Below are 26,289 nucleotides of genomic sequence, written 5' to 3' on the forward strand. Positions count from 1 at the left end.
CGAGCCCCTGCCCGTTCCCCAAGTATTTTGATCGCTTTTGATTTTTTTGACCCGGGGGTATTTACCATTTTTCGTCTTTCCATTTATTTTCTTTTTTTATAAATCTCTTTTCTTTTTTGTTGTGACATTTAATACACAGTGTTTCTAAATTGTTTAAGTCATGAGCAAACTCCGGATGATGTTCTAGCGATAATATATGATCTACATCCAACGACTTACGCTTGCTTTTGTCATATGTCGTTAACTTGCCGTCTCTCTTACATTGTTGACATTCATAATTATCTCTTTCTAGCACTCTTTTTCTTGTTGTTTGCCATTCTTTAGACTTATAGAATCGTATGCGTTCGTCTTTAGTCATCATAATGTTTCACCTTATATAACTTAAGTAGTATCAAGACTCATCTATACTTGATGTGTAGTAATGTATTTACTATTAGTTTGAACATGTTCATACCTCATAAATAAAAAGACACATCACATAGTGATGCGCCTCTTGTTCATGCGTCGTATTAGCATTTAATAACTTTAAATATTAATCTGATACTAACATAATAAACTGTTTTAATGCGGACTTACATAGGGTAAAAGTCCGCTACACATAACCAATATACTTTGCTAACTTATCGATCAGTGCATTCCTTCTACGTAATATACTTGTCTTACTTGTACCAAAGTAATGTGCTATATCTTCCCATTCATAACAACCAATAGGACAATCCCAATATCTAAACCTTAATAACTCAAGCGTATCCTCATCACTTTCATCTATCAATCTATCTACACCGTTAACTATATTTCTTAATGTATTGTACCTGTTATCACTAAACTTCTTTATTGCACATCGTTCAATCGGGTTACCCGGCAAATTACTTTTGCCAGCTCCCGCATTATCTGGTTCATGACTTTCAAGTAATTCATATTCTCGCATCTTCAACTCTCTTCGATAGTTATCGATGTGCTGAATGTATTCTTCAAGCTTTTTGATATCGTGTTTCTCAATCTTTATCATTCAATGCAATACCTCCGATAATATAAATTACTTTTTAATATCGTTATTCATTCGCTTTAATTCAATCCTGTATTCTTTTAACCCGTTGTATCCTTTAGTTTTAACTACTTCATCAAGTAGATAATCATTCATATATCTGAGCGCTTGTATCTCCCTTGCACGATCACTATTAATACTGATACAAACTAATAGCAATATAGCAAATACAATAGTCATAGTAATCCACATCACTCACTTAACTCCGCTCGAAAGACGTAATCACTCGGCGCCTCTACATCATCATTAGCCGTCATCATAATATATACTTGCTCAGTTACATACTTACCTAACTCATACATCGCTAGTAAGAATAATAATCTTAGTATTTGCTTAATCATTTTTTATCTACCTTCTTTACTTCGTATAAGACCGGATATAAATTTAAAAAGTGTATTCTATATCCAATCGTCTTAACTTTTACTTTATCACCTACTTTTAACCTAGCTTGTATGTCTGCGCTATCAAACTTTCCTTTGAAGAATAAGTCTGAGTTTTCGATGACTTGTTTATCATCTAATACAATATAGAATTTGTCCTCTTTATCTTGTCTTTTGTTATATTTATCTGTAATTGTCCCTTGATGTACTTCTTTGTTTTGGTAACTAGCCACTGTATAGATAGGCAATGCGACAACAAGTAGCAATGCGGTTATACCGAATAATGACAGTATTCCAACAATAAAGATGTCGAACCCATCCATATTTTTAAGTTTTTTAATCATTTCCCACACTCCCTTATATTTTCAAACAACTGACCCACTTTAATAACTGCATCCCTTTTAACTTGTTTCTCGTACTTCTCTTTCGCTTCTTCTTTACTCTCTGCCTCAACAACTGTAAACCTTTGATTACTCTTAGCTTTAGTTATGTGTGTATGTTTACGTCCTGTTGAATCTTTGAATGTTGTGACTAAGTATTGTGTCATTCCTCATAGCTCCCTTGAACTTGTTTGAGCTTACTCATAAAAAACATTACTAAAAATGCTATTAAGATATGCGTCTTTTGATGTTTATAAGCAAATGTAGATATCATAAAGATAGTAGCAAGCATTAACATTTCATATATGTTTGTGTGTATAGTCTTTTTACTCTTAAGAAAAATAATTGCTATGCGATAAAAGAGATAAACGCCAAACCCTATTAAAAATATTTCTAACATGTCGCTCACTTCCCCAAAACCTCCTTGACTCGATCTAAGATGTCTTTACACGTATCCTTTTCCTGCGTCTGCTGTTCCATCTTGTCTTTCGTGGTTCCTTTTCATTTTCTTTTTGTATGCGTCAATGAGTTGGTCGATAGAATATAAGTTGTAAGCTATGTCTATCACTATTACAATTGCCAATTGGTCGGGATAAAATTCTTTGAATATTATCTGTGGTGTACTAACAACTGCGTCTTGAGCAAATTCTTTATCTTTAAAATTAAACATTTTGTGAAATTCTGTATTTTTAAAACTTGATTCAATCGCTTCTTTTATCTCTTCTGATGACACTCCTACTTGATTCGCAATACTCAATCCAAACGCCAACATGTCAGCTAATTCATCAAGTTGTACGTCTAACGGCTTACCTGGTTTCTTCTTCCAGTTCTTAAACGTTTCCAATGTATTAAACCATTCAAAGAATTCAACTACATATGCTATTTTGCTATCTCGTAAGTTCAGCGTTGGTATTCTATCGTCGAACTCCTTTTGTATTTGTAATAACTCTTGTAATTGATCAATTGTTAATGTGTTATTCATTTTCCTGTGCCTCCTCTACATTAATTTCATATTCATCATAATTAAATGATGCTTCAAATATCGCAATAAAATCCGCCTCAATTTCTGCTTCTTCTAAACTTTCAGCCTCGATAGTCTCTTCAATCATGCCAGCGTATGTGATTTGGACATTAAATTTCTTCATTTTCCTGCTCCTCCTCATATTTATAGACCACTTGACCCGTCATAATCCCTACTGCCTCATCAAGACCAATATCTTCTTTGAGTGCATCTTGCATAGCATTAGGTAAACCCTTAAGTATTTCATCAAACGCTTGCGCTTTCTTATATACGTCCTCAATCTCTTTTAGTAATCCCTCTGTGTCATTACCGTTATACGCACTAGCACTTATAACGGACTGTTCAATTTGTTCGCGGTTATTCATCATTTCCATCTCCTCTAAAATAAAGTTAGTTGCTTCTGTTTCTCGTATTCCAAACCATGTTGCTTTATATATATTTCTAGCTCTTCGGCTGTATCAAACGTCTTCTTTACGCCTTGCCAACCTGGTACGATATGCCCGTGAAAGTAATAATTGCCGTTTGCTACATGGATATGTGCCACTCGTTCGTTATCTTGATACAGATATCTCTTAGATCCAAAGAATTGATTTAGGTATTCTTTGCGTGCGTTATCTGTCATGATCTACTTCTTAACTTTCACGAATATGTCGTTTTCCATCAGGTAGCACGCATAACGTCCTCTTGGATGTTTCTGAGGCACATTAAACAAATGTGGCTTCTTTCTTCTTAGCTCAGCCTCTTTCTTTCGCTTTCTTTCCAATTTGCGTTCGAGTCTAGCTTGTTCCAGTCTTTCTATTGTTTTCTTTTCTCTGTACTCGCTTAAACGCGTACCTTCTGGTGCGTCCATTGCTTCATGTAGTTCCCAACCGTCTTTTACTCTCTTAGAAACCATTCCAGCGGTTATACCGTGACTTTCTATTAATTCCATTTCAGATTTGGTAAACCTATATGGTTTATCATTTATTGTTACAATCCTTGCTTTTCTCGCCATTTTATCCACCTCTTATATTTCTTCTATTCGTATGATTATTTTGGGCTCAATTCCATAACGCTTTGAGCTAGTTATTTCTGCAATTTGATTGTCATCTTTCCACAAATAATTGTTACAAGCGTCTAGAACTGTCTTCATCAAATTATCGATATCTGGTTTAGTTACTTTTAATTGTCCAATCGCTTGAGTTTTCTTTTTCTTCGACCATGATTTAGGTGGAGTAAAGTAAAACTCTAATTCAATTTTTAATGCATTTTCTAGATTTAGCTTTGGCATTTGATTTTGTAAATATTTTTTATGTTCTGTATATTTTGTAGGCATATATGTGTGCATATCTACCTTTTGTGCTAAAACGCGGTCGAGGCGAGCCCATAGGTGCCTCGAAAGTTTCGTTAAATTTAATTTCTATCTCCATGTAATCCCTCATATATATTCAAATAAGCTTGTTTGGTGTCCTAACTCCATTTGTTCATTATCAATAAGTGTTTTTAATTCATAATCATCTAAGTACCAACGTCGACCATTGAATTTTGTATGTTTTAATCCAACAACTAAATGCCGTCCATCTTTAAAATGTGGTGTAACTGAAAACATTTTGTTGCCGTCATGATCAAATAGATAGTATTTATCAAATGCATCCATTTTCAATCACTCCCATTTGCTATTTAGACGCTTAATAAAAGCTTCTCTGTCTTTCTCAAGGTTTTCCATCTACTTCCGGCGTTTTCGTTTCTCTCGTGCTGTCTGTGAGCCATTTGGGTGTTTTTTCTTTTGATTGTTTAACGAAAGGTTTATAATTTTGTTTTTTGCTTTCAAGTTGTTGCTTTTCAAATGCACGTACTTGTTCAATAGATTTCAAGTTTGCATTAAGCCAAGTATTCAAAATGCTTTTAGCATATCCCCAAGTAACCTTGTTTCTGTCTTTAGCGATTTTAAGTGATGCGGTAACTATTTCATCTGAATCATTTTCAAATGAATCAAGATAGTAATTTAAATCGTCTAAATTGTAAGGAGTTATGAAACCGAATCCGTTATCTTGGAAGAAGTCGAAGGCGGTTACCTTCTTCTTCTCATTATTCACATTCTTTTCATTATTATCTTTATTATCATTATTGTTTGTGTTGGTTTGATGTTGTTTTGATGTTGGGTTGATGTTTGACTGATGTTGTTTTGATGTTGGTTTGATGTCGTTTTGATGTTGGTTCCTGCCCTGCTCACTTTGATAAAAGTCATAATTGACAATGGTTATAAGGGTATATTTTGATGTTGTTTTGACTTCTAACATTCCATCACTCTCGAGTAAGTCAAGGAAGGTTTTCACTTTAAATCGTGACCAGTTAAAAAGGTCAGACAAGGTCAAAATAGATGTTAATCTTTGTCCTCTTTCAACGGTTACAATTTGGTTTCCTATAGGCACTTTTGCCTCTGAATGATTCGCTTCCATGAGTAAATATATCCATGCTTCGAACTTTGAAAATGTTCTCTTTTCTTTAAATAGCCAATGATTTTGAATTGAGCGATCAATACTTATCCAACCAGTCATATACACACCTCACTTTCAAACCGGTTAAATTAGAATGGTAAATCATCATCATTTAGTTCAATCGGACCATTTGCATTCGCAAACGGATTATCTTTTACTGGTTTGTTATTTGAATATTGCGATTGTCCACGTGTTTGTTGTACTTGTTGTTGATATAAATCTTGTTGAGTGTCATTTGAGTTTTTCGGTTCTAAAAATTGAATACTATCAGCAATAACTTCCGTAACGTATACACGTTGACCTTCCTTATTTTCATAGTTCCGCGTTTGTAACCTACCATCTACGCCCGCCAACGATCCTTTAGATAGGTATTTATTAACGTTCTCTGCTTGTTTTTTAAATACGATGATATTAATAAAGTCTGCCTCGCGCTCGCCTTGTGCATTTGTAAATGTACGGTTAACTGCTAATGTGAATGATGCTACATTTACACCACTTTGAGTGGTTCTTAATTCTGGGTCTCTAGTTAAACGACCAACTAATATTGTTCTGTTTAGCATTTATAAACCTCCAAAATAAACGGGCGCGCCCGTCACTTTTTGTATTTCACTTTTAATGTATTTTGCATTTGAATTTTGACTACTTAAATGAATTAAATGTATTTCTTCGAGTCTAGTTAAATCATTTGCTTTTAACATTCCGATAGCATGTTCTAAGCTAAAATGAGACTCCATAATTCTGTTTGCTAATGTGCTGTGCACACTGCCGTTTTTTATGTTTTCTTGCATTTGTTCATAGATATAATTAACTTCTAGCATCATGTGCGTAATGCCATTAAATTTGTATTTCAAATACTTTGTATCAGTAACATACAGAACCTTATAACCTAGTGTGCTTTGTAATAAGAAAGCCACAGGCTCGTTAGCATCATGTTCGATGTCAAACGGTAGAATTGACCATGTGCCTATTCGCAGCTCTTGCTTTGCCTTAATCGTGCATAAGCGATGACTTTCAAAATTCATAGCTTGTTGTGTTCCAGCAGTCATATAGCTGATTACACCATTGTCGACAAACTGCTTTGTATACTTTGCATGATCACCATGTTCGTGTGTGATAAGACACCCTGCTATATGTCTTGTTTTATATTTGAAATGCTTTTGAACACGTTCAAATTTTATACCTGCCTCAAATAGTAACGTAGTACGTCCATCATTTAAGACGTAGCAGTTACCACTTGAACCAGTTGCTATTGTTTCAATTAAAATGGCTCTTCTTCGCTTTCTTTTTCTGTTGCAGGTTCTTTTATTTCTTCAAAGTCAGATACATCAATAGGCTTATCATTTTCTAATTCTGTGTATTGTGCTTCTTCAAGAACTGGTTGTTCAAAGTCCAATTGTTCTTGATTTGCATTTTCTTCAACTTCTGCGTCCAACACTTCTTTGCGTTGACGTTGTTCGGATTCTTGTGCGTATTTGAAAAGATTGCTATCTGTTGATGTGTTGATATAACGTTTAGCAGCTCTATTGATAACTGTTTTTTTAGCCATTTCTTCTTTGAAATTATTATGTGTTTTAGAATTTTGTAATGCTTTTTCATCTTTAATCATTGATGACTGCATCCATGCTTGTTTAATTTGTTCAATAGTCATGACTTCAATATAGTTATCTCGTCCATCATTAAATACGATTGTGCAGTACGCACCGATAATGTTTTCTTTGTCGATGTTAAAGAAGTCTTGTTCGTGTTTAATCGCTTTGATACGTCCTGTTTCTCCCATTTCTTGCTTGAATGTATCGCCTTTATAAATCACTTGAGCAACAACATCTTGAGCACCTGCATCACGTTTTAACATCATTACATTACCGTGATAGCTACGTTGTAACTGCATTTTGTTGCCGTAAGGAATAAAGTAGCATTGATTTTTAGCTGGATTTAAACCTTGCGTTACCATGTCTAATAAGGCATTTGCTTTGCTTGTATCGTTACAACTCATTAATTTGTTATCTTGGCTGATTTGTAACCATGCTTGTTTCATGGCATTACTTGGTGAATAATCATTTGGCAATTCCAAATTGCCTTGTGACTCTAAAACTCTCACTTTGTTTAATACGTTGTCAGATACGTTCTTTTCTTGTACTAATTGTTGTTCAATAGTTTGTAATTTATTATTTTCAGTCATTTTATATAGTCTCCATTCTTAATTTTTTATCTTGTTCATTTACTATCAATTGAATTTGTTGTGATTCTGTTTTGATAAGCTCTGTTACTGATTCAGCATTATCAATAAATATTGGCGCTGTAACTTTAAAATGTTTTGATAGTGTGTTGATGATATCTAAGCCAACATTAATTCTTGAGGCGTTATTTAAACCGCTGTCATACTCGACACCATTAACCGTTGTTGAACATGTTTCTTCTAATTCGCCGTTAACTAAGGTATTGAATAGCTTAAATTCAGCAATATCAAATTCGTTATTGATGTTTTCAGTAAGCATTTTGACTTTTGTTGTTGTAAATTCTTTTAAGATATAAAGGTCATGTGAATACTTTTCTTTTTCATCCAATAATCTGTCTTCTTCATTTCTTAATTCAGAAATAACATCATCTAGATGTTTATTTGATTTTTCGATTGATATTGACACTTCAATTTCTGATTTTTCTTGAGTAAGTTCGCTTATTTTGTCATCTATTCCTGAAACTTTATCTTGAATAGTTTTCCTGATGTTAGAGCGTTTTTGATTAATCTCATTTATCTCTAACATTACTGCTTTGTATTCGTCAGTTTGCGTAACGTCAACGTGAGTTGTTTTCAACTTATTAATTTTGTTTTGTATTCTTGCTGAACGCTCTTCTGCTTCGTTGATTTTAATTTGTAAATTATTGTTGTCATCCTCTAATTTCTCGATAATTGGCTTTATTTTCTTGCCCTCTGAAATAATGTGATTGATAGATGTTTGTATTGTTTCTAATTCTTTCGATTTGTTTGCATTGAATTTCTGCAATGCTTTTTCTCTTACCTCACTCACTTGTTCAGCTGGTAACTGTTGACCACAACAACTACATACATTGTCATCAAGATATTCAAATTTTTGATTTTTAGCTTTTTCTAAATCACTTTTTAATCCTTTATGATTTTCTAATAATTGATTACGTCGATTTTCTTCATGTGTAATTTGTTGTTTGTTTTGCTTTAATCTTGTTTTAAGATTCGCAACCGTTCCATTTTCAACGTGTAGCTCATTTGTTAAAGCATGTATTTTGTTCTCATTACTGGCGCTATTATTAGCTTCTATGCGCTTCAATTCTGATTGTTTATCAGCTAATTGGTTACGCAAATTAATTTCTTCTGCACCGTTTTGAATATCTATACGCTCATTTTCAAGTTGCTCAATTTCTTGTTTTATGATTGTGTGTCTATCATTATCGAATTCCGGTACATCCTGCTTATTTTGTTGCGTTTGGTTAATACGTATCGGAATATCTTTGATATCTTTGTTAATCTGTTTTATCTTGTCTGTAAGAATCTTTTTCTTTGTTTCAATTTCGTGATCTCCAAGAATATTATTTAGTTCTTTAAAATCATCATTTGTTTTAATGACATCCTCATCATTGATTGGTTTAGCGATTTCAAACAACAAACTTCTTCGTTTCTTCCAATCTAGTAAGTTAAATGCTTGAGGGTTCGTAATTAACTTGAATACATCTTCATCAATCAGTTCATCAATACGAGCTTTATAATCCTTTACTTTTATTGATTCATCATTGATATATTGTTTCTTCGTTCGACTTCGTGAGTATTCCTTGCGATTCGTTTTTTGATTTATTGTGTATTTAGGATGTGACTCTTTTTTAAAAGTCGTAATTTTTCCGTCGATTTCAAATTCTGCGAAAACAGTCGGAATTAACTCATAATTTTCTTCGTTTTTTTCGTTTAAAGGTACAGGGTTAAATGATTTGGTTGAACCGTCTAAACCCTTATCGAAAAGCAGCCATTGTAATGCGGTTGCTGTTGTAGTCTTGCCAGTCGCATTATTGCCGTATATTTTTGCATCTTTACCGTCAAAGTTAAATTTTTCTTCTTTGATTCCAGCAAAGTTCGATATAGTTAACTTATTTATTTTCATATCTTTCCTCATGCTCCTTTTTTAATCTTCCGATGACCTCTTAGCACCTCGATAATTAAATTTTTTATTCGTTCATGGCTGTCTGGATTGATTTCATGTATCTGCACAAGCTTATTGTTTGTTTTGTAACTGTCGTGATAGTGCAAGAAATTAATCGATAAGTATCCGTGATGATTACGTTCAATTTCCAATAATGCTCGTTGGTTTGACAAAGTATATTCGTCGAATAACGTCTTAAAAATATTCAATATATTTCTTTCTGTATCTCTCATGCTTATACCTACCATTTCATGACTAAGTTAATTAGTCTGTCCTGTTCATCTGTGTTATTTTCAATCCATTCATAAATACTTTGTTTCAAAATATCTAAAGCTGTGTATAGATCGTTCTCGTCAGAAACTAGTAGCCCGTCAATTGAATTTCCTTCATGATCTAAAACGACTATTTCGACACTATATGCTCGCTTCTTAACTCTTAATTGAAAATCAAAGCCATCTACATTAAATATTTTTCGACATACGTCACCCGTTTTGTAATACATTGTTTTAGTCCTCCTTGTCGTCATCTATACCGAGAATTTTTTGTGATTTACACATTTGGAGAACATTGACAATATCTTTATAACTCTTAGTGCTATCCAATAAGTAAGCAAGATCAAAAGTATGACCAATCACAGAACTTGAACCTGCTAAATAATCTCCGTCGATAACTCCTATTGATGAGAAAAGCAAAATATCAAATTTACTTTCTCCCTTAATTTCTTTCGCTAATTCATACAATTCTGCCGTTTTTTCAGATAATAAGTCTTTTATTTCTTCCTGCGTCATGTCTTTATAGTTTTTAGTCATGGTTGACTTCCTCCTTGTTTCGTTTTATATTGAACGTAAGTTTATATTTCTAATTACATTACTGTTACTTGTTGGCGCAAGTAGCAGTTTTTTTATTCTTCATAAAAGTATTCTTTATAAAATATGAATGTTGCGATACTTGCGAATCCCGCAATTGACCATGCTGTAGTGAAGTACAACAATGGCATAAGCACAATCGCTAAGACTGTGAAGCATAATACTGCTACTAGGTAGCTTTTATAAATGTTGCTCATTTTATTCTCTCCTTATATATTTCATTGAAATGCTCAACGACGAATTTATTCATCTTTCTTGCGTTAAATCTCCAGCGATTAAAATTCTCATCTGGGTAATGCACAATTCCTTGCGCTCTTAGTTCTTTTTCAAATCTAGGATGAAATAGTAATCTGTCCTTGATAGTCTCATCAGATGCAATTTTTAATTTCTTCTTTAAGTCACTCATGTTCCATACAGGGTCTAATGAATAACCAATTAGCTCATCATATTCATCTTTTGTGATAAGTACATGTGTTTCAGGTATTGGAACGGTTACGTTTAATACATGTGGCATTTCTATCATTCCTTTCGTGTATAATGTTGTTATTTGCTAATAGTTTGTTCGGCGAACTTCAAAAGGCGACGAGCAGATTCAGTAGAATTTTCAGCATCTTTCGGTATGGTTAAAGATTTGTTGTTTAGATAGTCACTCAACGCCCTGATACTAATCACAGGTTTTCTAGTGTGCTTCTCAATCTTCCAAACCTTCCACGTCACAACTGCCATTGTGGTGAGGAGGGTTGTTTTGTATAGTGCGTTCATTTGTTTATGCTCCTTTGCATTTCCAAAAATTTAATATAATTTAAATTCGATACCATCTATTTGAATGTATAGATTATCTAAATCAGGGATTGCCTTTTTATATAAACCAAATCTTGATTTGATATCTGCTAATAAATAGGTATCTAAGTTACCAATTGATAATAGTCGTCTATTATTTGCTTCGTCATAGTAGTAATAGATGACTTTTTTGTTTTGAGCTTCCATTTGCTGTGCCCTCCTGTTAAGTTGTTTGTTTTTCTCCTAAAAACTTATTAACAAAGTATTGTTGTCCTTTGCCTGTTACTTTTGGCGTCTTACTAATTGATGTGTGACCGTCTGAATGTGTGATTGATGTTTCTTTAATTTCGAATAACTCACGTTCCATTGAATACTGTGTAGGCATGTTATAATCCACACCCTTGCGTTTAATAAGGAATCCGTTTTGACGTAACCACTCAAACAATCTGCGTTGCCCGATGTTTATACCGTTTTGTTTAATGATCTTTGCTAACTCTCCAACTAAAATTGATGTCTTAGTAGTAGCTACTGCATCTGCAAATACAATTTTTGGTTTATCACGTTCAATCTTTGTTTCTAATTGATTGATTGTGTTGTTAGCAATTTTTAAAGCACGTTGCATAATCATTTCTGGGCTATTCCATGCTTTTTCAACTTGGATGAAGTATTGTCTTGCACGTTTGCCAGGTTCACTACGTTGAATCATTGCAATCTCTTTTGCAGTGTCTAGTGTGAGTGCGTGGTCAGTTTGATTCTGACGACCTCCTAGTGGGTTATGGACAAAAATGTCCGTGACTATATAATCGATATTTTCTTCAAATCCGTAATCACTCATTCTTTCAAACCATTTTTTGTATGGAGTCTTAACCTCTAATGCTTGATGAAGTTCTCGACCGCTGATTGCGATTTCTCCATTTTCTTTTTCTTGTATGTTGAACATTTCGCCTATGTTCGATTTTGTTTGTAATGCTTGCATATTGTTTGTGCTCCTTTCTGCTATACTCCTATTAAGGAGGTGAATGACTTATGACTGATGAAGCTAAATTTGTCCTTTTACAACTTTATTCAATTTACCTTGATAGAATTGACGAAGGTATGTCTAAACGTTCTGCATCTTATTTCGGTAGTGATGAATCCTCATTTAACGCTTTCTTTTTAGGTTTTAATTTTGAAGACTATATCGATGCAGTTCTTGAATTAAAGCATAGAGATTTTGTAATTGCTTCTGCTGAAGATGGCGGTTTTCTTGAGATGGCTCTTTCTCGAGAAGGTATCGCCTACTCAGAATCAGAATCCAAAAAAGATTACAAAACACTTATGGGTTTAATTAGAGATTTGAAAAAATTAATAATCTAAAATCCAATCATCTGCTATTAAATCGTCTGCGCTAGGCTGCCACCTTCCGGCGGCGGTTTGTCTTTTTTTCTTATAGTGTCTAGATACGACTAGGCATTGATAACGCTGCAAATTAGTTGGTAATATCCCATACACATCTTGATTCTCTCTCCTTATACTTATTCCTTTCTCCATCGCTAGCTTCGTTGCTTCTTGAATGTTCATTTGTTATTCCTCCTATTAAGATGTTTGTTTTTCTTTAAATGCTAAAATAATTGATTTCTTTTTATCATTCGTAAATACGAAATTTTCGTATTCATTACCTAAAAAAATATCATCATATTTAACATTAAAAGCACTCATATACTTAGAAAGTAAACTATCTTTAATGTTTGTAGAGTCTTTTTCCATATTTTGAATTGTACGTGATGAGACCTTAAATAAATCTCCTAACTCTTTTTGAGTCAATCCGTAATCAGTCCTCAACTCTTTTAATGTTTTCATGTTGTCACCGCCTTTCGTAAACCTAATATAATACGAAATTTTCGTATTGTCAACATTAAATACGTTTTTTTCGTAAAAAACTTTACTATGATATGAAAATTTCGTATAATAAGAAAAAAGGAGGTAAGTAATATGAACAAAGAAAGAAATATTATTATAGCCAAAAACATTAGAAAATTTCTCAACGATTCAAATATGTCTCAAAAGAAACTTGCTGAACTCATTAACATAAAACCATCTACTTTAAGCGATTATTTAAATTTACGTTCCAACCCCTCTCACGGCGTTATACAAAGGATAGCTGATGTTTTCGAGGTTGGTAAAAGCGACATAGATACTACATACAAAGACGATAACGACATCACTTCCATATACAACAAACTCACACCTCCCCGCCAAGAAAACGTACTTAACTATGCAAATGAACAATTGGAAGAACAGAATTCTAAAGGAGATAACGTTGTAGATATTAATTCATATAAACAGGAGAAAACTCCAGTTAACGTCAATGGTTGCGTCTCTGCTGGTGTAGGAGAACGTTTACACGATGAAACGCTATTTACTGAAATGGTTAAAGGACCTATCCCCACACACGATTTAGCGTTAAAAGTAAATGGTGATTCTATGGAACCTATGTTTAAAGATGGCGAAATCATATTTGTGGAGAAAACTCACAATATAAAGAATGGACAAATTGGTATATTCATCATTGAAGAAGAAGCGTACGTTAAGAAAGTCTTTGTTGAAGATGATAGATTGACTCTAGTTTCACTAAATAAAGATTACGACGATCTACACTTTTATAGAAATGAAAGTGTGAGGTTAATTGGAAAAGTTATTTTATAAAAGGAGCACTTGCAAATGAAAAAATATGATATTGCAGTCTTAGACTTTGAAACTATGAATGAACATATGAACAGCCCTTGCGAAGTTGCTGTATCTTTAATTAAGGATTTATCAATAGTAAAAGTTTATTCATCTTATATTAATCCTCCTAATAATAGATATAACTTGAAAAACGCTAAAATACATAAAATACCTGAAGATGTCATATTAAAAGCACCTAAATATCCAGATATTTACCAAGAAATTCTCTATCTTTTAAAAGAATCACATTTAATTATTGCTCATAATGCACTTTTTGATATTTCAGTATTAAAAAATACTAATAATTATTATGACTTACCTGTTCCAAACTTCATGTATGTCGATAGTATAAATATCTTTAGAAGCTTCCACGCAATCTCTAGTTTTAAATTAGAAAATTTGTGTAGCTTATATGATATCGATAAAGAAAAATTACATTCTGCTAAATTTGACGTGCTAGCTTTATCGAAGATGTTGATATCACTCGCTAAAAACAATCAGCATTATAGTGTATTAAAATTAATACATTATATGCCTAAGCAATACATTAGATTTAGCAAATATTCTAACTCTCCAACTAAACTTTTCGATTCAGGATTTCAAAAAATTCATATGAAAATATCTGAGATTAATAAAATAGAAGTGGAAAGTGTAATCCCTATTTTAAAAGATAAAAATGTTGTTTTTACAGGTAATTTTGACACTGAAAAACAAGATTTAATGATATTAACTAGAAAGAAAGGAGCTTATATCAGAAGTGACGTAACTGCAAAAACAGATATTTTAGTCGAAGGTGTTCAAGATGATAAATATAAAGATGTGAACGGACTAGTTTCAAAACAACGAAAAGCTCGAGAATATGTTGGAAATGGTGCAAAAATTCAATTTTTAAATGAAGAAGACTTAATAAATTTAATAAAGGAATAATAACGATGATCAAAAAAATTTTTACAAAAAAGCATGTATTCTTAGTTATAGAAGATGAAAACCATAATCACAGTGATGCTGTTTTTGGAAAAAGTATATTACTTTCAATTTACGTCGGTGTGAATAAAAAGACTAATTCTAAATCAGGGAAATTTATATACCTTGACAGATCTAAAAGAATCGTTAGACAATCTGATATCACCAAAATAGAATCAGCTAACGAAAATGATGTAGATTTTTATAATTTACTGAAGAAAGAAAAGGAAATTGTTTATTCCAAAAATATAGTAGATAAATACAATTTAGCGAACTATATAATTTACTACGAAGTTAGTACTAAAGAATAAACCAATCCATTATTTCATAATACTAACCTTAAATTTACAGAGGTTTTAATTATGAAACATGAAAAAAGCAATCTTAACTTTAAGTCTTATATTTATTACCTACTACCTCACTTTTAAATATATGTGGATTAAAGAATTGAAGTATTAATTATGCTTATTTAAAAAAGACGTCTATTTCAGCAGTGTTTGAAAGGAAGTTTATAATGAAAATAACTAATTGCAAAATAAAAAGAGAAACTGTAATATACGAAGTTTTAACTAGTGGTAATCAACCATTCACTTATGAGTTACCTAAAGATTTATCGTCACATAATGCGCGTAAATACTTGGAATTTATTTCACAAAAATTAGATGGCGATAAGTTAACCAAAGAAGATTCATTATGATTTTACTAAACAAAAAAACGCCTACTAGTGTGAAAACGTATTGATTAATAGCGCCTATATGGAGTTTTAATATAAAAAGTAAGCAAAGGAGAAATGAGAATGAAAAGATTGTTAGGTTTATTATTAGTGAGCACGTTAGTGTTAAGTGCATGTGGAAATGATGAGAATCAGGAAGAATCTAAAAAAGAAGTTAAATCAAAAGAAAAGAAAATTGAGAAGGAAAAGGAAAATAAATCGAAAAAAGATAAGGAAAAAGAAGTTGCAACACAACAACAACCAGACAATCAAACCGTTGAACAACCCCAATCACAAGAGCAATCGGTTCAACAACCGCAACAACAGATACCACAAAATAGTGTTCCTCAGCAAAATGTCCAAGTTCAACAAAACAAAAAGCAAAAAGTTGATTTAAATAATATGCCTCCCACTGATTTTTCTACAGAGGGTATGTCTGAGCAGGCTCAAAAACAAATTGAAGAGCTTTCAATGCAAAAAGACTATCATGGTCTGTCACAAAGAGAATACAATGATAGAGTTTCTGAAATTATAAATAATGATAATTGATTCCACAGGGTAGCCCGCCTACCCTTATTATTTTTTGCCAATTTTGAGGAGGGAACGCATGAAAACACGTTGTTACGATGGTAAAAAATGGCAATATGAATTTAAGCATGAAGGAAAAAGATACCGTAAGAAAGGTTTTAGAACAAAGCGTGAAGCTAATTCTGCTGGACTAGACAAGTTAAATGAGTTAAGAAGTGGTTTTAATATAGATAACTATATAACTCTTGAAGAATACTTCGAAAATTGGATTAAAACATATAAACAACCTGTTGTTAAAGAAAATACCTACCGTCATTATAGAAATGCATTACAACATATACAAAAACATAAAATAGGTAAAATGGAGTTATCAAAGATAAATAGACAAGTTTATCAGAAATTCATAAACGACTATTCAAAAGAACACGCAAAAGAAACTATAAGAAAAACAAACGGTGCTATTCGGTCAGCTTTAGATGACGCATTATATGATGGACTTATTTTTAAAAACCCCGCTTATAAAGTTAATTATAAAGCCGGAAAACCTACGAAGTCAGAACAAGAAAAATTCATCTCGGTAACTGAATATGAAATACTAAAAGATCACGTCAGAAAGAAGAGAACTCGTTCATCATTAGCGCTATTCATAATGATTTGTACGGGTTGTCGTGTCAGTGGTGCAAGAAATATAAAGATTGAGCATATCAACCAAGTGAAAAACACTATATTTATTGACGAGCGAAAAACCAATACTTCCCCTAGATATATCAGTATCGCTAAATCTGATATGAAACACATTATGGACGTCATAAGTACATTTGCAATTAGCTATGATGGTTACATTTTCAAAGAAGGCGGATCTATAATTAACCTTCATGCTATCAATAATGCTTTGAAATCAGCCTGTAGAGTCAATAATATACCAATTATTACATCGCACGCATTAAGACACACTCATTGTTCTTATTTACTAGCAAAAGGTGTATCTATACATTACATTTCTAAAAGATTAGGTCATAAAAATATAGCAATAACTACATCTGTGTATTCTCATTTGTTAGAAGAAAAATTTAATGAAGAGGACAAAAAAACAACTAAAATTTTAGAAAGTATGTAATTTAGGGACCCATTAGGGAATCCAAACCCAATAAATACTGTTGTTACAAGGTTTCTATGTATCCAAACTGGGGACAATATAAACGCGCTGATTTAATCGGACAATCTTCTTATATTAAAAATAATGATGTCGTAATATTCAATGAAGCATTTGATAATGGTGCATCAGACAAATTATTAAGTAATGTGAAAAAAGAATATCCTTACCAAACACCTGTACTCGGTCATTCTCAATCAGGTTGGGACAAAACTGAAGGTAGCTACTCATCAACTGTTGCTGAAGATGGTGGCGTAGCGATTGTAAGTAAATATCCTATTAAAGAAAAAATCCAGCATGTTTTCAAAAGCGGTTGTGGATTCGATAATGATAGCAACAAAGGCTTTGTTTATACAAAAATAGAGAAAAATGGTAAGAACGTTCACGTTATCGGTACACATACACAATCTGAAGATTCACGTTGTGGTGCTGGACATGATCGAAAAATTAGAGCTGAACAAATGAAAGAAATCAGTGACTTTGTTAAAAAGAAAAATATCCCTAAAGATGAAACGGTATATATAGGTGGCGACCTTAATGTTAATAAAGGCACTCCAGAGTTCAAAGATATGCTTAAAAACTTGAATGTAAATGATGTTCTATATGCAGGTCATAATAGCACATGGGACCCTCAATCAAATTCAATTGCGAAATATAATTACCCTAATGGTAAACCAGAACATTTAGACTATATATTTACAGATAAAGATCATAAACAACCAAAACAATTAGTCAATGAAGTTGTGACTGAAAAACCTAAGCCATGGGATGTATATGCGTTCCCATATTACTACGTTTACAATGATTTTTCAGATCATTACCCAATCAAAGCCTATAGTAAATAGTGCTCAACTAACTAATAACTCGCTTCGTTCTAAAAGGACGAAGCGAGTTATATTGTTAAAATTTGAATTGACTTACATTTTAATAAAATCATCTTAACAACTTTAATTTTTCATTAATACAAGTCTTTACTCTACACTCAAACAAGATTCATACACTGCACATCATAATAAATCTATCTACTCAAATATAAATAAAAGTTACCTACTACATTCTATGTAGCAGGCAACTTTTATTACTTATTTCTTTTCATTATCATTAAGTACTTTTACAAACTTCACATCATGTGTCTTCCAATCAACTTCATATAATGCTGATAATTTTTCTTCTTTTTTATCTACATGGTTTTCACCAGACCAATAGCCCCAGAAACCATGGCGATTCCAATCTATTTTAAACTCATCCATTGATCTTTTATAATGAACAACAAATTGTGATTTACCTTTGTCTTTTTTATCATGTGACATAACAGCTAAAAATTCTGGATTAAACCCTTCAGACACAGTTACAGGCATTTTGTCTTTAGGTGTGAAATTATCTTTCGCCCATAAATTTCCATTTCGTGTTAAAGAAAAGATTTCACTTTTAGTTCTATTATCACTATCATTAGTTAATTGTCTCGTATGGTCATGTCCCATATTATTTATCAAATGTGCTTCTACTTTCCAACCTACACCTTTATGTGACGTAGATTGATCAAGTAATGTACGATATGATGGTTGTTGATAACTAATCGTCTCTGAATAATTACTCTCTTTTGTAATATTTCCAGTTAAGCCTCCACGATTAATCGAAAAATCTCCACCTGTTTTATAACCATACGTATATTTAACTTCTCTTGATTCATCCTGATTTTTTGGTGCAAAGTCAGTCACATTTGTATTGTTGTTGTCATCAACATTTTGAATTGAAACTGAATAAGATCCAGGCCATCTTAATGTACTATTCCAATAACCATTTGGGTCTAAAATTCTCAAACCACTACCAATTGTACCTTTTGCTTTAATAAATACTGTTTCTTTATCATAATTAGGTTCAGTTAAGAAATTAAATTGTAAGCTTTGAGTAATATTTTTTTGACTATCACTTGTTGTAGCTGTACGTGTATACATTTTAGTATCACCATCAAGATTCTTCTCAGAAACAGCTTTAATTTCAGAATTAATTTTTGCATAAGAAGTTGCCGGAAATACAGTTAATGCAGTAGATATTGCTAAACTACAAATTGTGATGTTTTTGTATAATTGTTTAATCATTAGTAATCCGCCCTTTCAATATTATCCTTCTTTATAAGGTTTATTGTCATCAGAATATTTATCAACGACTTTAACTGTTTTATTTTTCCAATCAACTTCATAAGTGACAATTAACCTTTGACCATCTTTATTTTTTTCTAAAATTGGAGGTGCATAATGTATTCCAGGTCTGTTTTTCAAAATATCTTGATTTCGTGTGTATGTTACTTCAAATTGCGTTTTCTCATTTGACTTTTCATTAGATAAATAAGTTAAAAATTCTGGATTAAAGCCACTTCTTACTAATGCTGGGTATCTATATTTTGAAGCAAAGCTTAGTTCAGGGTTTTCTACAGTAGCAATTCTCGTATTTCTATAGAATAATAATTCATCATTTCTATTTTTCACTTCTCCACCATACTTCAAGTCATTCGCAATAACTGACCAGTGTACATGCCAGTTATTATTTTTACCGCTGGCAATTGTGTCATAATTTTGCTGATTATAACTAATCGTTTTGGAGTAGCTATTTGATGAAGTTCGTCCAATACCTTTCGTTGAATCGAATTTACCACCTGAGCTATATGAAAATGTACTGTCTACTTTCGCAGTTGAAATTTTATTTTTCGGCAATTGGTCTAATATTTCAGTTTTACGATTTCTTTTTACTTGAAAATCTACATGGTACTCACTTGGATACTTTAACCAATTTGAATTTTTTTCTTCTTTATGAGATTCAAACTTTAAATTTGAATGAATTGAGCCTTGTTTTTTAACAAGTAATACATTCTTGTCATAAGTTGGATCATCGATAAAGTCGAATTGTAAATTTTGGAGTATATTTGTTTTCTCATCATATACTGTTTCAGTTCGTTTTGTGATTTTACCGTTTTTCCCAATATCATCAGGTACTGTTGAATTTTTATCTTTATTAGTAACATTACGTTTGTCTTTTTGTTGAGACTTATCAACATGTTCTTTCTTATTTTGATCTTGCGAGTCTTTATGAGCTGAATTTGCTTGAGTCGTTGCTGCTGATAACAATAAAATTGCACATGATAATGATGACGCTATTAAAACACGTTTTTTATTTTTCATTGTTATAACCTTCTTTCGTATGATTGATATTTGTTGATATGTATCGACATGTGAATAATATCACAAAAATAGAGAATATATATTTAACTATTTATTAAATGATTTTGTTAATATTATTAAATACTTTATCCTCTTTAAAAATAATGTGTGTACAAAGTCATTAATTTAGCAAATATTTTTATTTAGTAGTTAATAACCATCGATTTGAAATTTATATATAATTATTAGCTAAATAATATCCTGCATCTTTCTCATACAATTTACTATAAAATTAAGCATACCCGATATCAGTGTTAATAAGATCGTTGATACTAGACAGTTAATTTCATAGAACGAAATCAAATAACACGCTACTTTCTGCATTTTAAATTATGTTTAAGAATAAAAATTATGTTTATATAAATATATATACTACTTTGAAAAGGTGTGAGCTTAATGACAACTTTTAGTGAAAAAGAAAAAATTCAATTACTAGCAGATATTGTTGAACTACAAACTGAAAATAATAATGAAATAGACGTTTGTAATTATTTAAAAGATTTATTCGACAAGTACGATATTAAATCTGAAATTTTGAAAGTTAATGAACACCGCGCCAATATCGTTGCAGAAATCGGTAACGGCTCACCTATACTCGCATTGAGTGGTCATATGGATGTTGTTGATGCAGGAAATCAAGATAATTGGACTTATCCCCCTTTTCAACTCACAGAAAAAGCTGGCAAATTATACGGTCGAGGCACAACGGATATGAAAGGCGGTCTGATGGCTTTGGTCATCACACTCATTGAATTAAAAGAACAAAATCAATTGCCTCAAGGAACGATAAGATTACTAGCTACTGCTGGCGAAGAGAAAGAACAAGAAGGTGCCAAATTATTGGCTGATAAAGGCTATTTAGACGATGTAGATGGCTTAATTATTGCTGAACCAACTGGATCTGGAATTTATTATGCACATAAAGGGTCTATGTCATGTAAAGTAACTGCAACTGGCAAAGCTGTCCATAGCTCAGTTCCATTTATTGGTGACAATGCAATTGATACACTGCTTGAATTTTATAATCAATTTAAAGAAAAATATTCAGAGCTTAAAAAACATGATACTAAACATGAATTAGATGTTGCACCCATGTTCAAATCATTGATAGGAAAAGAAATTTCTGAAGAGGATGCAAATTATGCATCTGGTCTTACAGCTGTATGTTCGATTATAAATGGCGGCAAACAATTTAACTCTGTACCAGATGAAGCTTCACTTGAATTTAACGTAAGACCAGTTCCTGAGTATGATAACGACTTTATAGAATCGTTTTTCCAAAATATCATTAATGATGTGGATAGCAATAAGCTTTCACTCGATATTCCAAGCAATCACCGACCTGTAACAAGCGATAAAAATAGCAAATTAATTACTACGATTAAAGATGTAGCTTCTAGTTATGTAGAACAAGACGAAATATTTGTTTCAGCGCTTGTAGGTGCAACAGATGCCTCTAGTTTCTTAGGAGATAATAAGGACAATGTTGATTTAGCCATTTTTGGACCAGGTAATCCATTAATGGCACATCAAATCGATGAATATATTGAAAAAGATATGTACCTGAAATATATTGATATTTTTAAAGAGGCTTCCATTCAATATTTAAAAGAGAAATAAGAACGATGCTGTCAGCTGCCCTATTCGCGTGCTGGCAGTTTTTTATTGCGAATTTTAAGTTGATAGAAATAGCGATGAATATTGTTTGACTGTAAATATTCAAATATCAACAAGCACATTTTCATTGATTAAGTGATGTAAAACTGAAATTATGGTGGTGATTTGTCATACATATATTGCATTGTCTATTGAAATTGGGAATCCAATTTCTCTGTGTTGAGGCCCCCACCCCAACTTACATTGTTTGTAGAATTTCTTTTCGAAATTCTCTGTGTTGGGGCCCCCACCCCAACTTGCATTGTCTGTTGAAATTGGGAATCCAATTTCTCTGTGTTGGGGCCCCTGACTAGAATTGAAAAGTAATACACATCAGTAACATTTCTATTTTCATTTATGATATTATCTAATTATTAATTTATAATATAAAGGAGTATGCAATTAAAATGAACAAAGTCCACAAACCTTTATATTTTTATTTAATGCTTTTCTTCTCTACAACTATCATAGGTGCTCTTTTATTATATTTACCTTTCACTGGTAAAAAGCCAATATCTTTTTTAGATGCCCTATTTATAGCTTCAAGTGCATTTACAGTTACTGGCCTATCCCCAGTTGATATAGGATCACAGTTTAATATACTTGGTGAAATAGTAATACTATTATTAATTCAAATAGGTGGTCTGGGTATCGTGACCGTAACCCTATTGACACTAGTATTTTTAAATAGAAAGATATCAATGAAAAATAGATTCTTGATTATGGTTACATGGAATATTGACGAACCTGGTGGTGTTATTAAGCTAATTAAACACTTGGCTATTTATAGTTTAGTCACTGAATTAATTGGTATGATTTGTTTGTGTTTATCTTTTATACCAAAATTTGGTATAGGCAAAGGTTTATTTTTAAGCTTATTCACATCAGTATCAGCTTTTAATAATGCTGGATTTGCCCTTTTTAAGAATAACTTAATAGATTATTCTAGTGATCCAATTGTCATTATTACAATCTCAATACTCATAATATTTGGAGGTATTGGACATTTTGTCGTAATAGACTTTATTAATTGTAAAAAATTGAGTAAATTATCTTTACATTCTAAATTAGTCTTAACTACAACTAGTATCCTAATAATTATAGGAGCTATTACATTCTTTTTATTAGAACAGTTTAATACTATGCAACATATGGGACTAGTTGAAAAAATCGGAAATTCTTTTTTCCAATCAGTAACAACACGAACAGCGGGTTTTAACAGTATTGATATAGCAAGCATTAACAAATCTACCGCCTTAATGTTAATGTTACTTATGTTTATTGGTGGTGCCCCTCTCAGTGCAGCTGGAGGAATTAAAATAACTACTTTTGCAGTGGCGTTTATATTTGTTTTAAATTATATACGTAAAGAAAATAATGTTTCAGTATTCAATAAAGAAATATCTGACAAACATATAAAACTATCTATTGTTACCATTAATATCTCATTTCTATTTATCAGTATCATTACTTTTATATTATCGATAATTAATCCGAACATATCATTAATCAAGTTATTATTCGAAGTGGTTTCTGCATTCGGAACAGTCGGGTTAAGTATGAACCTTACCACAGAATATCATGGTATTACTAAAATAATTATTATATTCGTTATGCTTTGCGGTAAAGTAGGACTATTAACTTTATTAAGAACATTTATACCACCAAAAAGTCCTAAAAATTACCGCTACACTAAAGGACAAATTTATCTATAAAATAACTATCCATCTTTAACAAGAAATGAACTAGTGTTTTAATCTATTACATTTAAAAAACTACCTAAACAGGTAGTTTTTTGTTTTTTATTTATTTTAGGCCCATTAAATGTCTTATCTCTTTAATTAAGTAAAATGCACAAGTACACCTTTAAAAAGATTTACTCAAAACTAAACTATACCTAGTTAACCGCTTGTGATTAAGAAATTTTAAATGTGGTTTCTTTTAATTATGTCAACCACCCATAAGGATTTTAATCAAGCACTCATTCATTCCTGCACTCGCAATATGCATTACTTATAGAAGTGGATGCACTCTCATATTATGGCAATACCATAACTCCCGCACCATAATGATTTAAATACCATTATGAATCTCAATTACAAATTAGCACATAAAAAAGACGCCTCTCATAAGTTTAGTCAACTAATGGAAGGTGTCTTAAATTAAAATATTTTCATACGCTCTAATATTTATTTGGAACGAATCATACTCGTCTATCATGGAATGTTCTAGTTAGTCAAAACTAGAAACTGTTTTACATCATTCCCGGCATGCCACCCATGTTAGGTTGGTCATTATTTTTTTCTGGAATTGATGCTACAACCGCTTCAGTCGTTAAGAACATTGCTGCAACACTTGCAGCATGTTGTAATGCTGAGCGTGTTACTTTAGTTGGATCAACGATACCTGCTTCTAACATATTAACCCACTCGTTTGTAGCAGCGTTAAAACCAACACCCGGCTCTGCGTTTTTCAAACGTTCTACAATAACAGAACCTTCTAATCCTGCATTTTCAGCAATTTGACGAACTGGTGCAGTTAGTGCTTTAAGTACAATATTTACACCTGTTTCAATGTCACCTTCTGCTTCAATTTCACTTACTTTTTGGTAAACATTTACTAATGCAGTACCACCACCTGCAACAATACCTTCTTCAACTGCTGCACGTGTAGAATTTAATGCATCTTCAATACGTAATTTACGTTCTTTAAGCTCTGTTTCACTTGCTGCACCTACTTTAATAACTGCAACACCACCTGCTAATTTAGCTAAGCGCTCTTGTAATTTTTCACGATCAAAGTCAGATTCAGTTTCTTCAATTTGAGATTTCAATTGGCTTACACGTGCATCAATGCTGTTTTCGTCACCGTCACCATCAACAACAGTGGTATTATCTTTAGTTACTTCTACTTTACTTGCAGTACCTAACATATCAATTGATGCATCTTTTAAATCTAAGCCTAAATCATCAGTAATCACTTGCGCACCAGTTAAAATAGCTAAATCTTCTAACATTGCTTTACGACGATCACCGAAACCAGGCGCCTTTACTGCAACAGCTGTAAATGTGCCACGCATTCGGTTTAGCACGATATTTGTTAATGCATCGCCTTCAACTTCATCAGCTACAATTAAGATTGGACGATTAGATTGAACCACTTGTTCTAATAAAGGTAAGATATCTTGGAAAGACGAGATTTTCTTATCTGTTACTAAAATGTATGGGCGTTCTAATTCAGCAACCATTTTATCTGAATCAGTAACCATATATGGTGATTGATAACCACGATCAAATTGCATACCTTCAACCACTTCTAGTTCAGTGTTTAGTCCATTTGATTCTTCAATTGTAATGACACCATCGTTACCTACTTTTTCCATAGCTTCAGAAATATAACGTCCAATTTCTTCATCTGCTGCTGAAATCGCACCTACTTGCGCTATTTCATTTTTATTTTCAACTTTTTGAGAATTTTCATGTAATGCTTCTACAGCAACTTTAACTGCTTTGTCGATACCTTGACGTAAACCAACTGGGTTCGCACCACTTGTAACATTTTTCAAGCCTTCTTGAATCATTGCTTGAGCTAATACTGTTGCAGTTGTCGTACCGTCACCAGCAATTTCATTTGTCTTATTTGCAACTTCTTGAACTAGTTTAGCCCCCATATTTTCATATGGATCTTCTAATTCGATTTCTTTAGCAATCGTTACACCATCGTTCGTAATTAAAGGTGCTGTAAACTCTTTATCTAATACAACATTACGTCCTTTAGGACCAATCGTTACTTTAACTGCATTTGCTAATTGGTCTACACCACGTAACATTGCTTGACGTGCATCTTCAGAGAATTTCAATTGTTTAACCATAAATGATAAACCTCCATTTGTTTAGTCATATTTCATTTTCGTTCTTTACAATTTATCTATGAATTTAATTTTATATTATTCAATTACCGCTAAAATATCTTCTTCATTTAATACTAGATATGTTTCATTATCTCGTTTAACTTCTGTACCAGCATATTGTTGGAACACGACACGGTCCCCTTCTTTCACTTCAGGAGTCACTCTTGTACCATCATTTAATAGACGTCCAGTTCCTACTGCAACGATAACGCCTTCGTTTGATTTTTCTTTAGCACTATCAGTTAAAACAATACCACTTTTAGTTGTTTGTTCTTGTTCTTTTTTCTCAATAATCACACGATTTCCAATTGGTTTTAGCATGATTGTTCCTCCT

Annotated in this window: 40 protein-coding genes and 4 pseudogenes; 10 read left to right on the top strand and 34 right to left on the bottom strand. The window is 32.4% G+C overall.

Annotated features, from left to right (window positions below):
* Window positions 1–61 precede the first annotated feature (61 nt).
* From NSS86_RS08755 to NSS86_RS08885, 27 genes and pseudogenes are all read right to left on the bottom strand, one after another.
* Window positions 62–361: an HNH endonuclease gene (locus NSS86_RS08755; protein WP_000988336.1), complete on the bottom strand. Its 300-nt coding sequence runs from the start codon at window positions 359–361 to the stop codon at window positions 62–64.
* Window positions 362–592: 231 nt separating this feature from the next.
* Window positions 593–1,009 (bottom strand): hypothetical protein, encoded by a 417-nt coding sequence (locus tag NSS86_RS08760; protein ID WP_000590122.1) that lies wholly within the window; start codon window positions 1,007–1,009, stop codon window positions 593–595.
* A 27-nt stretch (window positions 1,010–1,036) separates the two neighbouring features.
* Window positions 1,037–1,237, bottom strand: coding sequence for a DUF1514 family protein (locus NSS86_RS08765; RefSeq protein WP_000265043.1), 201 nt, complete (start codon window positions 1,235–1,237; stop codon window positions 1,037–1,039).
* Window positions 1,237–1,386, bottom strand: a complete 150-nt coding sequence (locus NSS86_RS08770; protein WP_000595264.1) for a transcriptional activator RinB — start codon at window positions 1,384–1,386, stop codon at window positions 1,237–1,239. The genes NSS86_RS08765 and NSS86_RS08770 overlap by 1 nt, the downstream gene beginning before the upstream one ends.
* Window positions 1,383–1,769, bottom strand: a complete 387-nt coding sequence (locus NSS86_RS08775; RefSeq protein ID WP_000592207.1) for a hypothetical protein — start codon at window positions 1,767–1,769, stop codon at window positions 1,383–1,385. The genes NSS86_RS08770 and NSS86_RS08775 overlap by 4 nt, the downstream gene beginning before the upstream one ends.
* Window positions 1,766–1,972 carry a DUF1381 domain-containing protein gene (locus tag NSS86_RS08780; protein ID WP_000195803.1) on the bottom strand — a complete coding sequence of 69 codons (207 nt, stop codon included), beginning with the start codon at window positions 1,970–1,972 and terminating at the stop codon, window positions 1,766–1,768. Before NSS86_RS08780 ends, NSS86_RS08775 begins: the two co-directional genes overlap by 4 nt.
* On the bottom strand, window positions 1,969–2,214 hold the full coding sequence (locus NSS86_RS08785) for a hypothetical protein (RefSeq protein ID WP_001282074.1): 246 nt from the start codon (window positions 2,212–2,214) through the stop codon (window positions 1,969–1,971). The genes NSS86_RS08780 and NSS86_RS08785 overlap by 4 nt, the downstream gene beginning before the upstream one ends.
* Window positions 2,215–2,250: 36 nt before the next feature.
* Window positions 2,251–2,787 (bottom strand): dUTP diphosphatase, encoded by a 537-nt coding sequence (locus tag NSS86_RS08790; RefSeq protein ID WP_001066448.1) that lies wholly within the window; start codon window positions 2,785–2,787, stop codon window positions 2,251–2,253.
* The gene (locus NSS86_RS08795; RefSeq protein ID WP_000714403.1) at window positions 2,780–2,950 is read right to left on the bottom strand and encodes a hypothetical protein; all 171 of its coding nucleotides are present in this window, start codon (window positions 2,948–2,950) and stop codon (window positions 2,780–2,782) included. The genes NSS86_RS08790 and NSS86_RS08795 overlap by 8 nt, the downstream gene beginning before the upstream one ends.
* Window positions 2,937–3,191, bottom strand: coding sequence for a DUF1024 family protein (locus NSS86_RS08800; protein ID WP_001065097.1), 255 nt, complete (start codon window positions 3,189–3,191; stop codon window positions 2,937–2,939). The genes NSS86_RS08795 and NSS86_RS08800 overlap by 14 nt, the downstream gene beginning before the upstream one ends.
* A 14-nt stretch (window positions 3,192–3,205) precedes the next feature.
* Entirely contained in the window at window positions 3,206–3,448 is a 243-nt protein-coding gene (locus NSS86_RS08805) for an SAV1978 family virulence-associated passenger protein (RefSeq protein ID WP_000131370.1), read from the bottom strand.
* 3 nt (window positions 3,449–3,451) lie between these two features.
* Window positions 3,452–3,820, bottom strand: a complete 369-nt coding sequence (locus NSS86_RS08810) for an SA1788 family PVL leukocidin-associated protein (protein ID WP_000101288.1) — start codon at window positions 3,818–3,820, stop codon at window positions 3,452–3,454.
* A 12-nt stretch (window positions 3,821–3,832) separates the two neighbouring features.
* Window positions 3,833–4,235 (bottom strand): annotated as a pseudogene (locus NSS86_RS08815) (RusA family crossover junction endodeoxyribonuclease).
* A gap of 8 nt (window positions 4,236–4,243) precedes the next feature.
* The gene (locus tag NSS86_RS08820) at window positions 4,244–4,462 is read right to left on the bottom strand and encodes a hypothetical protein (protein ID WP_000338530.1); all 219 of its coding nucleotides are present in this window, start codon (window positions 4,460–4,462) and stop codon (window positions 4,244–4,246) included.
* Between the two features lie 6 nt (window positions 4,463–4,468).
* Window positions 4,469–5,363, bottom strand: a pseudogene (locus NSS86_RS08825) (DnaD domain-containing protein).
* Between the two features lie 29 nt (window positions 5,364–5,392).
* Window positions 5,393–5,863: a single-stranded DNA-binding protein gene (gene ssb / locus NSS86_RS08830; RefSeq protein WP_000934760.1), complete on the bottom strand. Its 471-nt coding sequence runs from the start codon at window positions 5,861–5,863 to the stop codon at window positions 5,393–5,395.
* Entirely contained in the window at window positions 5,864–6,481 is a 618-nt protein-coding gene (locus tag NSS86_RS08835; RefSeq protein WP_071665632.1) for an MBL fold metallo-hydrolase, read from the bottom strand. It lies immediately after the preceding gene.
* An 80-nt stretch (window positions 6,482–6,561) separates the two neighbouring features.
* On the bottom strand, window positions 6,562–7,482 hold the full coding sequence (locus NSS86_RS08840) for a recombinase RecT (RefSeq protein WP_000138475.1): 921 nt from the start codon (window positions 7,480–7,482) through the stop codon (window positions 6,562–6,564).
* A gap of 1 nt (window position 7,483) precedes the next feature.
* The gene (locus NSS86_RS08845) at window positions 7,484–9,427 is read right to left on the bottom strand and encodes an AAA family ATPase (RefSeq protein WP_000700555.1); all 1,944 of its coding nucleotides are present in this window, start codon (window positions 9,425–9,427) and stop codon (window positions 7,484–7,486) included.
* A gap of 8 nt (window positions 9,428–9,435) precedes the next feature.
* A complete protein-coding gene (locus NSS86_RS08850; protein WP_001205732.1) occupies window positions 9,436–9,699 on the bottom strand; it encodes a hypothetical protein in 264 nt (87 codons plus the stop codon).
* 8 nt (window positions 9,700–9,707) lie between these two features.
* Window positions 9,708–9,968 carry a DUF1108 family protein gene (locus NSS86_RS08855; protein WP_000291510.1) on the bottom strand — a complete coding sequence of 87 codons (261 nt, stop codon included), beginning with the start codon at window positions 9,966–9,968 and terminating at the stop codon, window positions 9,708–9,710.
* A 4-nt stretch (window positions 9,969–9,972) separates the two neighbouring features.
* On the bottom strand, window positions 9,973–10,275 hold the full coding sequence (locus NSS86_RS08860) for a DUF2482 family protein (RefSeq protein ID WP_000165371.1): 303 nt from the start codon (window positions 10,273–10,275) through the stop codon (window positions 9,973–9,975).
* A 92-nt stretch (window positions 10,276–10,367) separates the two neighbouring features.
* Window positions 10,368–10,529, bottom strand: a complete 162-nt coding sequence (locus tag NSS86_RS08865) for a DUF1270 domain-containing protein (protein ID WP_000066025.1) — start codon at window positions 10,527–10,529, stop codon at window positions 10,368–10,370.
* Complete coding sequence (locus tag NSS86_RS08870) at window positions 10,526–10,846, bottom strand: DUF771 domain-containing protein (RefSeq protein WP_339302207.1); 321 nt, start codon at window positions 10,844–10,846, stop codon at window positions 10,526–10,528. The genes NSS86_RS08865 and NSS86_RS08870 overlap by 4 nt, the downstream gene beginning before the upstream one ends.
* 149 nt (window positions 10,847–10,995) lie before the next feature.
* Window positions 10,996–11,094: pseudogene (locus NSS86_RS08875) on the bottom strand (hypothetical protein); the annotation flags it as partial.
* 30 nt (window positions 11,095–11,124) lie between these two features.
* Window positions 11,125–11,319, bottom strand: a complete 195-nt coding sequence (locus NSS86_RS08880) for a hypothetical protein (protein WP_000388066.1) — start codon at window positions 11,317–11,319, stop codon at window positions 11,125–11,127.
* Between the two features lie 16 nt (window positions 11,320–11,335).
* On the bottom strand, window positions 11,336–12,088 hold the full coding sequence (locus NSS86_RS08885; protein ID WP_001148606.1) for a phage antirepressor KilAC domain-containing protein: 753 nt from the start codon (window positions 12,086–12,088) through the stop codon (window positions 11,336–11,338).
* A 50-nt stretch (window positions 12,089–12,138) separates the two neighbouring features.
* Between NSS86_RS08885 and NSS86_RS08890 the strand changes: the two genes are divergently transcribed.
* The gene (locus NSS86_RS08890; protein WP_000128907.1) at window positions 12,139–12,468 is read left to right on the top strand and encodes a hypothetical protein; all 330 of its coding nucleotides are present in this window, start codon (window positions 12,139–12,141) and stop codon (window positions 12,466–12,468) included.
* On the opposite strand, the gene NSS86_RS08895 is transcribed toward NSS86_RS08890, so the two are convergent.
* The 3 genes from NSS86_RS08895 to NSS86_RS08905 are packed head-to-tail and all read right to left on the bottom strand — an operon-like array spanning window position 12,457 to window position 13,121.
* Window positions 12,457–12,672: an MW1434 family type I TA system toxin gene (locus tag NSS86_RS08895; protein ID WP_001025404.1), complete on the bottom strand. Its 216-nt coding sequence runs from the start codon at window positions 12,670–12,672 to the stop codon at window positions 12,457–12,459. The genes NSS86_RS08890 and NSS86_RS08895 overlap by 12 nt on opposite strands.
* Before the next feature lie 15 nt (window positions 12,673–12,687).
* Complete coding sequence (locus tag NSS86_RS08900; protein ID WP_000854072.1) at window positions 12,688–12,951, bottom strand: helix-turn-helix transcriptional regulator; 264 nt, start codon at window positions 12,949–12,951, stop codon at window positions 12,688–12,690.
* Window positions 12,948–13,121 carry a hypothetical protein gene (locus NSS86_RS08905; protein WP_001801500.1) on the bottom strand — a complete coding sequence of 58 codons (174 nt, stop codon included), beginning with the start codon at window positions 13,119–13,121 and terminating at the stop codon, window positions 12,948–12,950. The genes NSS86_RS08900 and NSS86_RS08905 overlap by 4 nt, the downstream gene beginning before the upstream one ends.
* Here NSS86_RS08905 and NSS86_RS08910 point away from each other — a divergent pair.
* The 7 genes and pseudogenes from NSS86_RS08910 to sph all read left to right on the top strand — a co-directional run.
* Window positions 13,084–13,797, top strand: a complete 714-nt coding sequence (locus tag NSS86_RS08910; RefSeq protein WP_001031454.1) for an XRE family transcriptional regulator — start codon at window positions 13,084–13,086, stop codon at window positions 13,795–13,797. The two genes, NSS86_RS08905 and NSS86_RS08910, sit on opposite strands and share 38 nt — an antisense overlap.
* Before the next feature lie 15 nt (window positions 13,798–13,812).
* Window positions 13,813–14,745: an exonuclease domain-containing protein gene (locus NSS86_RS08915; RefSeq protein WP_000759682.1), complete on the top strand. Its 933-nt coding sequence runs from the start codon at window positions 13,813–13,815 to the stop codon at window positions 14,743–14,745.
* A gap of 5 nt (window positions 14,746–14,750) precedes the next feature.
* The gene (locus tag NSS86_RS08920; RefSeq protein ID WP_000591749.1) at window positions 14,751–15,092 is read left to right on the top strand and encodes a hypothetical protein; all 342 of its coding nucleotides are present in this window, start codon (window positions 14,751–14,753) and stop codon (window positions 15,090–15,092) included.
* Window positions 15,093–15,295: 203 nt separating this feature from the next.
* Window positions 15,296–15,478, top strand: a complete 183-nt coding sequence (locus NSS86_RS08925) for a hypothetical protein (protein ID WP_000705248.1) — start codon at window positions 15,296–15,298, stop codon at window positions 15,476–15,478.
* Window positions 15,479–15,577: 99 nt separating this feature from the next.
* Window positions 15,578–16,042 (top strand): hypothetical protein, encoded by a 465-nt coding sequence (locus NSS86_RS08930; RefSeq protein WP_000825947.1) that lies wholly within the window; start codon window positions 15,578–15,580, stop codon window positions 16,040–16,042.
* A 58-nt stretch (window positions 16,043–16,100) separates the two neighbouring features.
* The gene (locus NSS86_RS08935; RefSeq protein ID WP_000857191.1) at window positions 16,101–17,138 is read left to right on the top strand and encodes a site-specific integrase; all 1,038 of its coding nucleotides are present in this window, start codon (window positions 16,101–16,103) and stop codon (window positions 17,136–17,138) included.
* 56 nt (window positions 17,139–17,194) lie between these two features.
* Window positions 17,195–18,019, top strand: a pseudogene (gene sph, locus NSS86_RS08940) (sphingomyelin phosphodiesterase); the annotation flags it as partial.
* Window positions 18,020–18,256: 237 nt separating this feature from the next.
* Here sph and lukG read toward each other — a convergent pair.
* Window positions 18,257–19,273 carry a bi-component leukocidin LukGH subunit G gene (lukG, locus tag NSS86_RS08945; protein WP_000595392.1) on the bottom strand — a complete coding sequence of 339 codons (1,017 nt, stop codon included), beginning with the start codon at window positions 19,271–19,273 and terminating at the stop codon, window positions 18,257–18,259.
* Between the two features lie 21 nt (window positions 19,274–19,294).
* A complete protein-coding gene (gene lukH, locus NSS86_RS08950) occupies window positions 19,295–20,350 on the bottom strand; it encodes a bi-component leukocidin LukGH subunit H (RefSeq protein WP_000791411.1) in 1,056 nt (351 codons plus the stop codon).
* A 435-nt stretch (window positions 20,351–20,785) separates the two neighbouring features.
* Between lukH and NSS86_RS08955 the strand changes: the two genes are divergently transcribed.
* Complete coding sequence (locus tag NSS86_RS08955) at window positions 20,786–22,009, top strand: ArgE/DapE family deacylase (protein WP_000206625.1); 1,224 nt, start codon at window positions 20,786–20,788, stop codon at window positions 22,007–22,009.
* Window positions 22,010–22,452: 443 nt separating this feature from the next.
* Window positions 22,453–23,760: a TrkH family potassium uptake protein gene (locus NSS86_RS08960; protein WP_001045079.1), complete on the top strand. Its 1,308-nt coding sequence runs from the start codon at window positions 22,453–22,455 to the stop codon at window positions 23,758–23,760.
* A 539-nt stretch (window positions 23,761–24,299) separates the two neighbouring features.
* On the opposite strand, the gene groL is transcribed toward NSS86_RS08960, so the two are convergent.
* Window positions 24,300–25,916, bottom strand: coding sequence for a chaperonin GroEL (gene groL, locus NSS86_RS08965; protein WP_000240642.1), 1,617 nt, complete (start codon window positions 25,914–25,916; stop codon window positions 24,300–24,302).
* Window positions 25,917–25,991: 75 nt separating this feature from the next.
* Complete coding sequence (groES, locus tag NSS86_RS08970; protein ID WP_000917289.1) at window positions 25,992–26,276, bottom strand: co-chaperone GroES; 285 nt, start codon at window positions 26,274–26,276, stop codon at window positions 25,992–25,994.
* Window positions 26,277–26,289: the final 13 nt, after the last annotated feature.

It is taken from the genome of Staphylococcus sp. FSL W8-0056 (assembly GCF_037963075.1).
In the GTDB taxonomy this organism is placed as follows: Bacteria; Bacillota; Bacilli; order Staphylococcales; family Staphylococcaceae; genus Staphylococcus; species Staphylococcus aureus.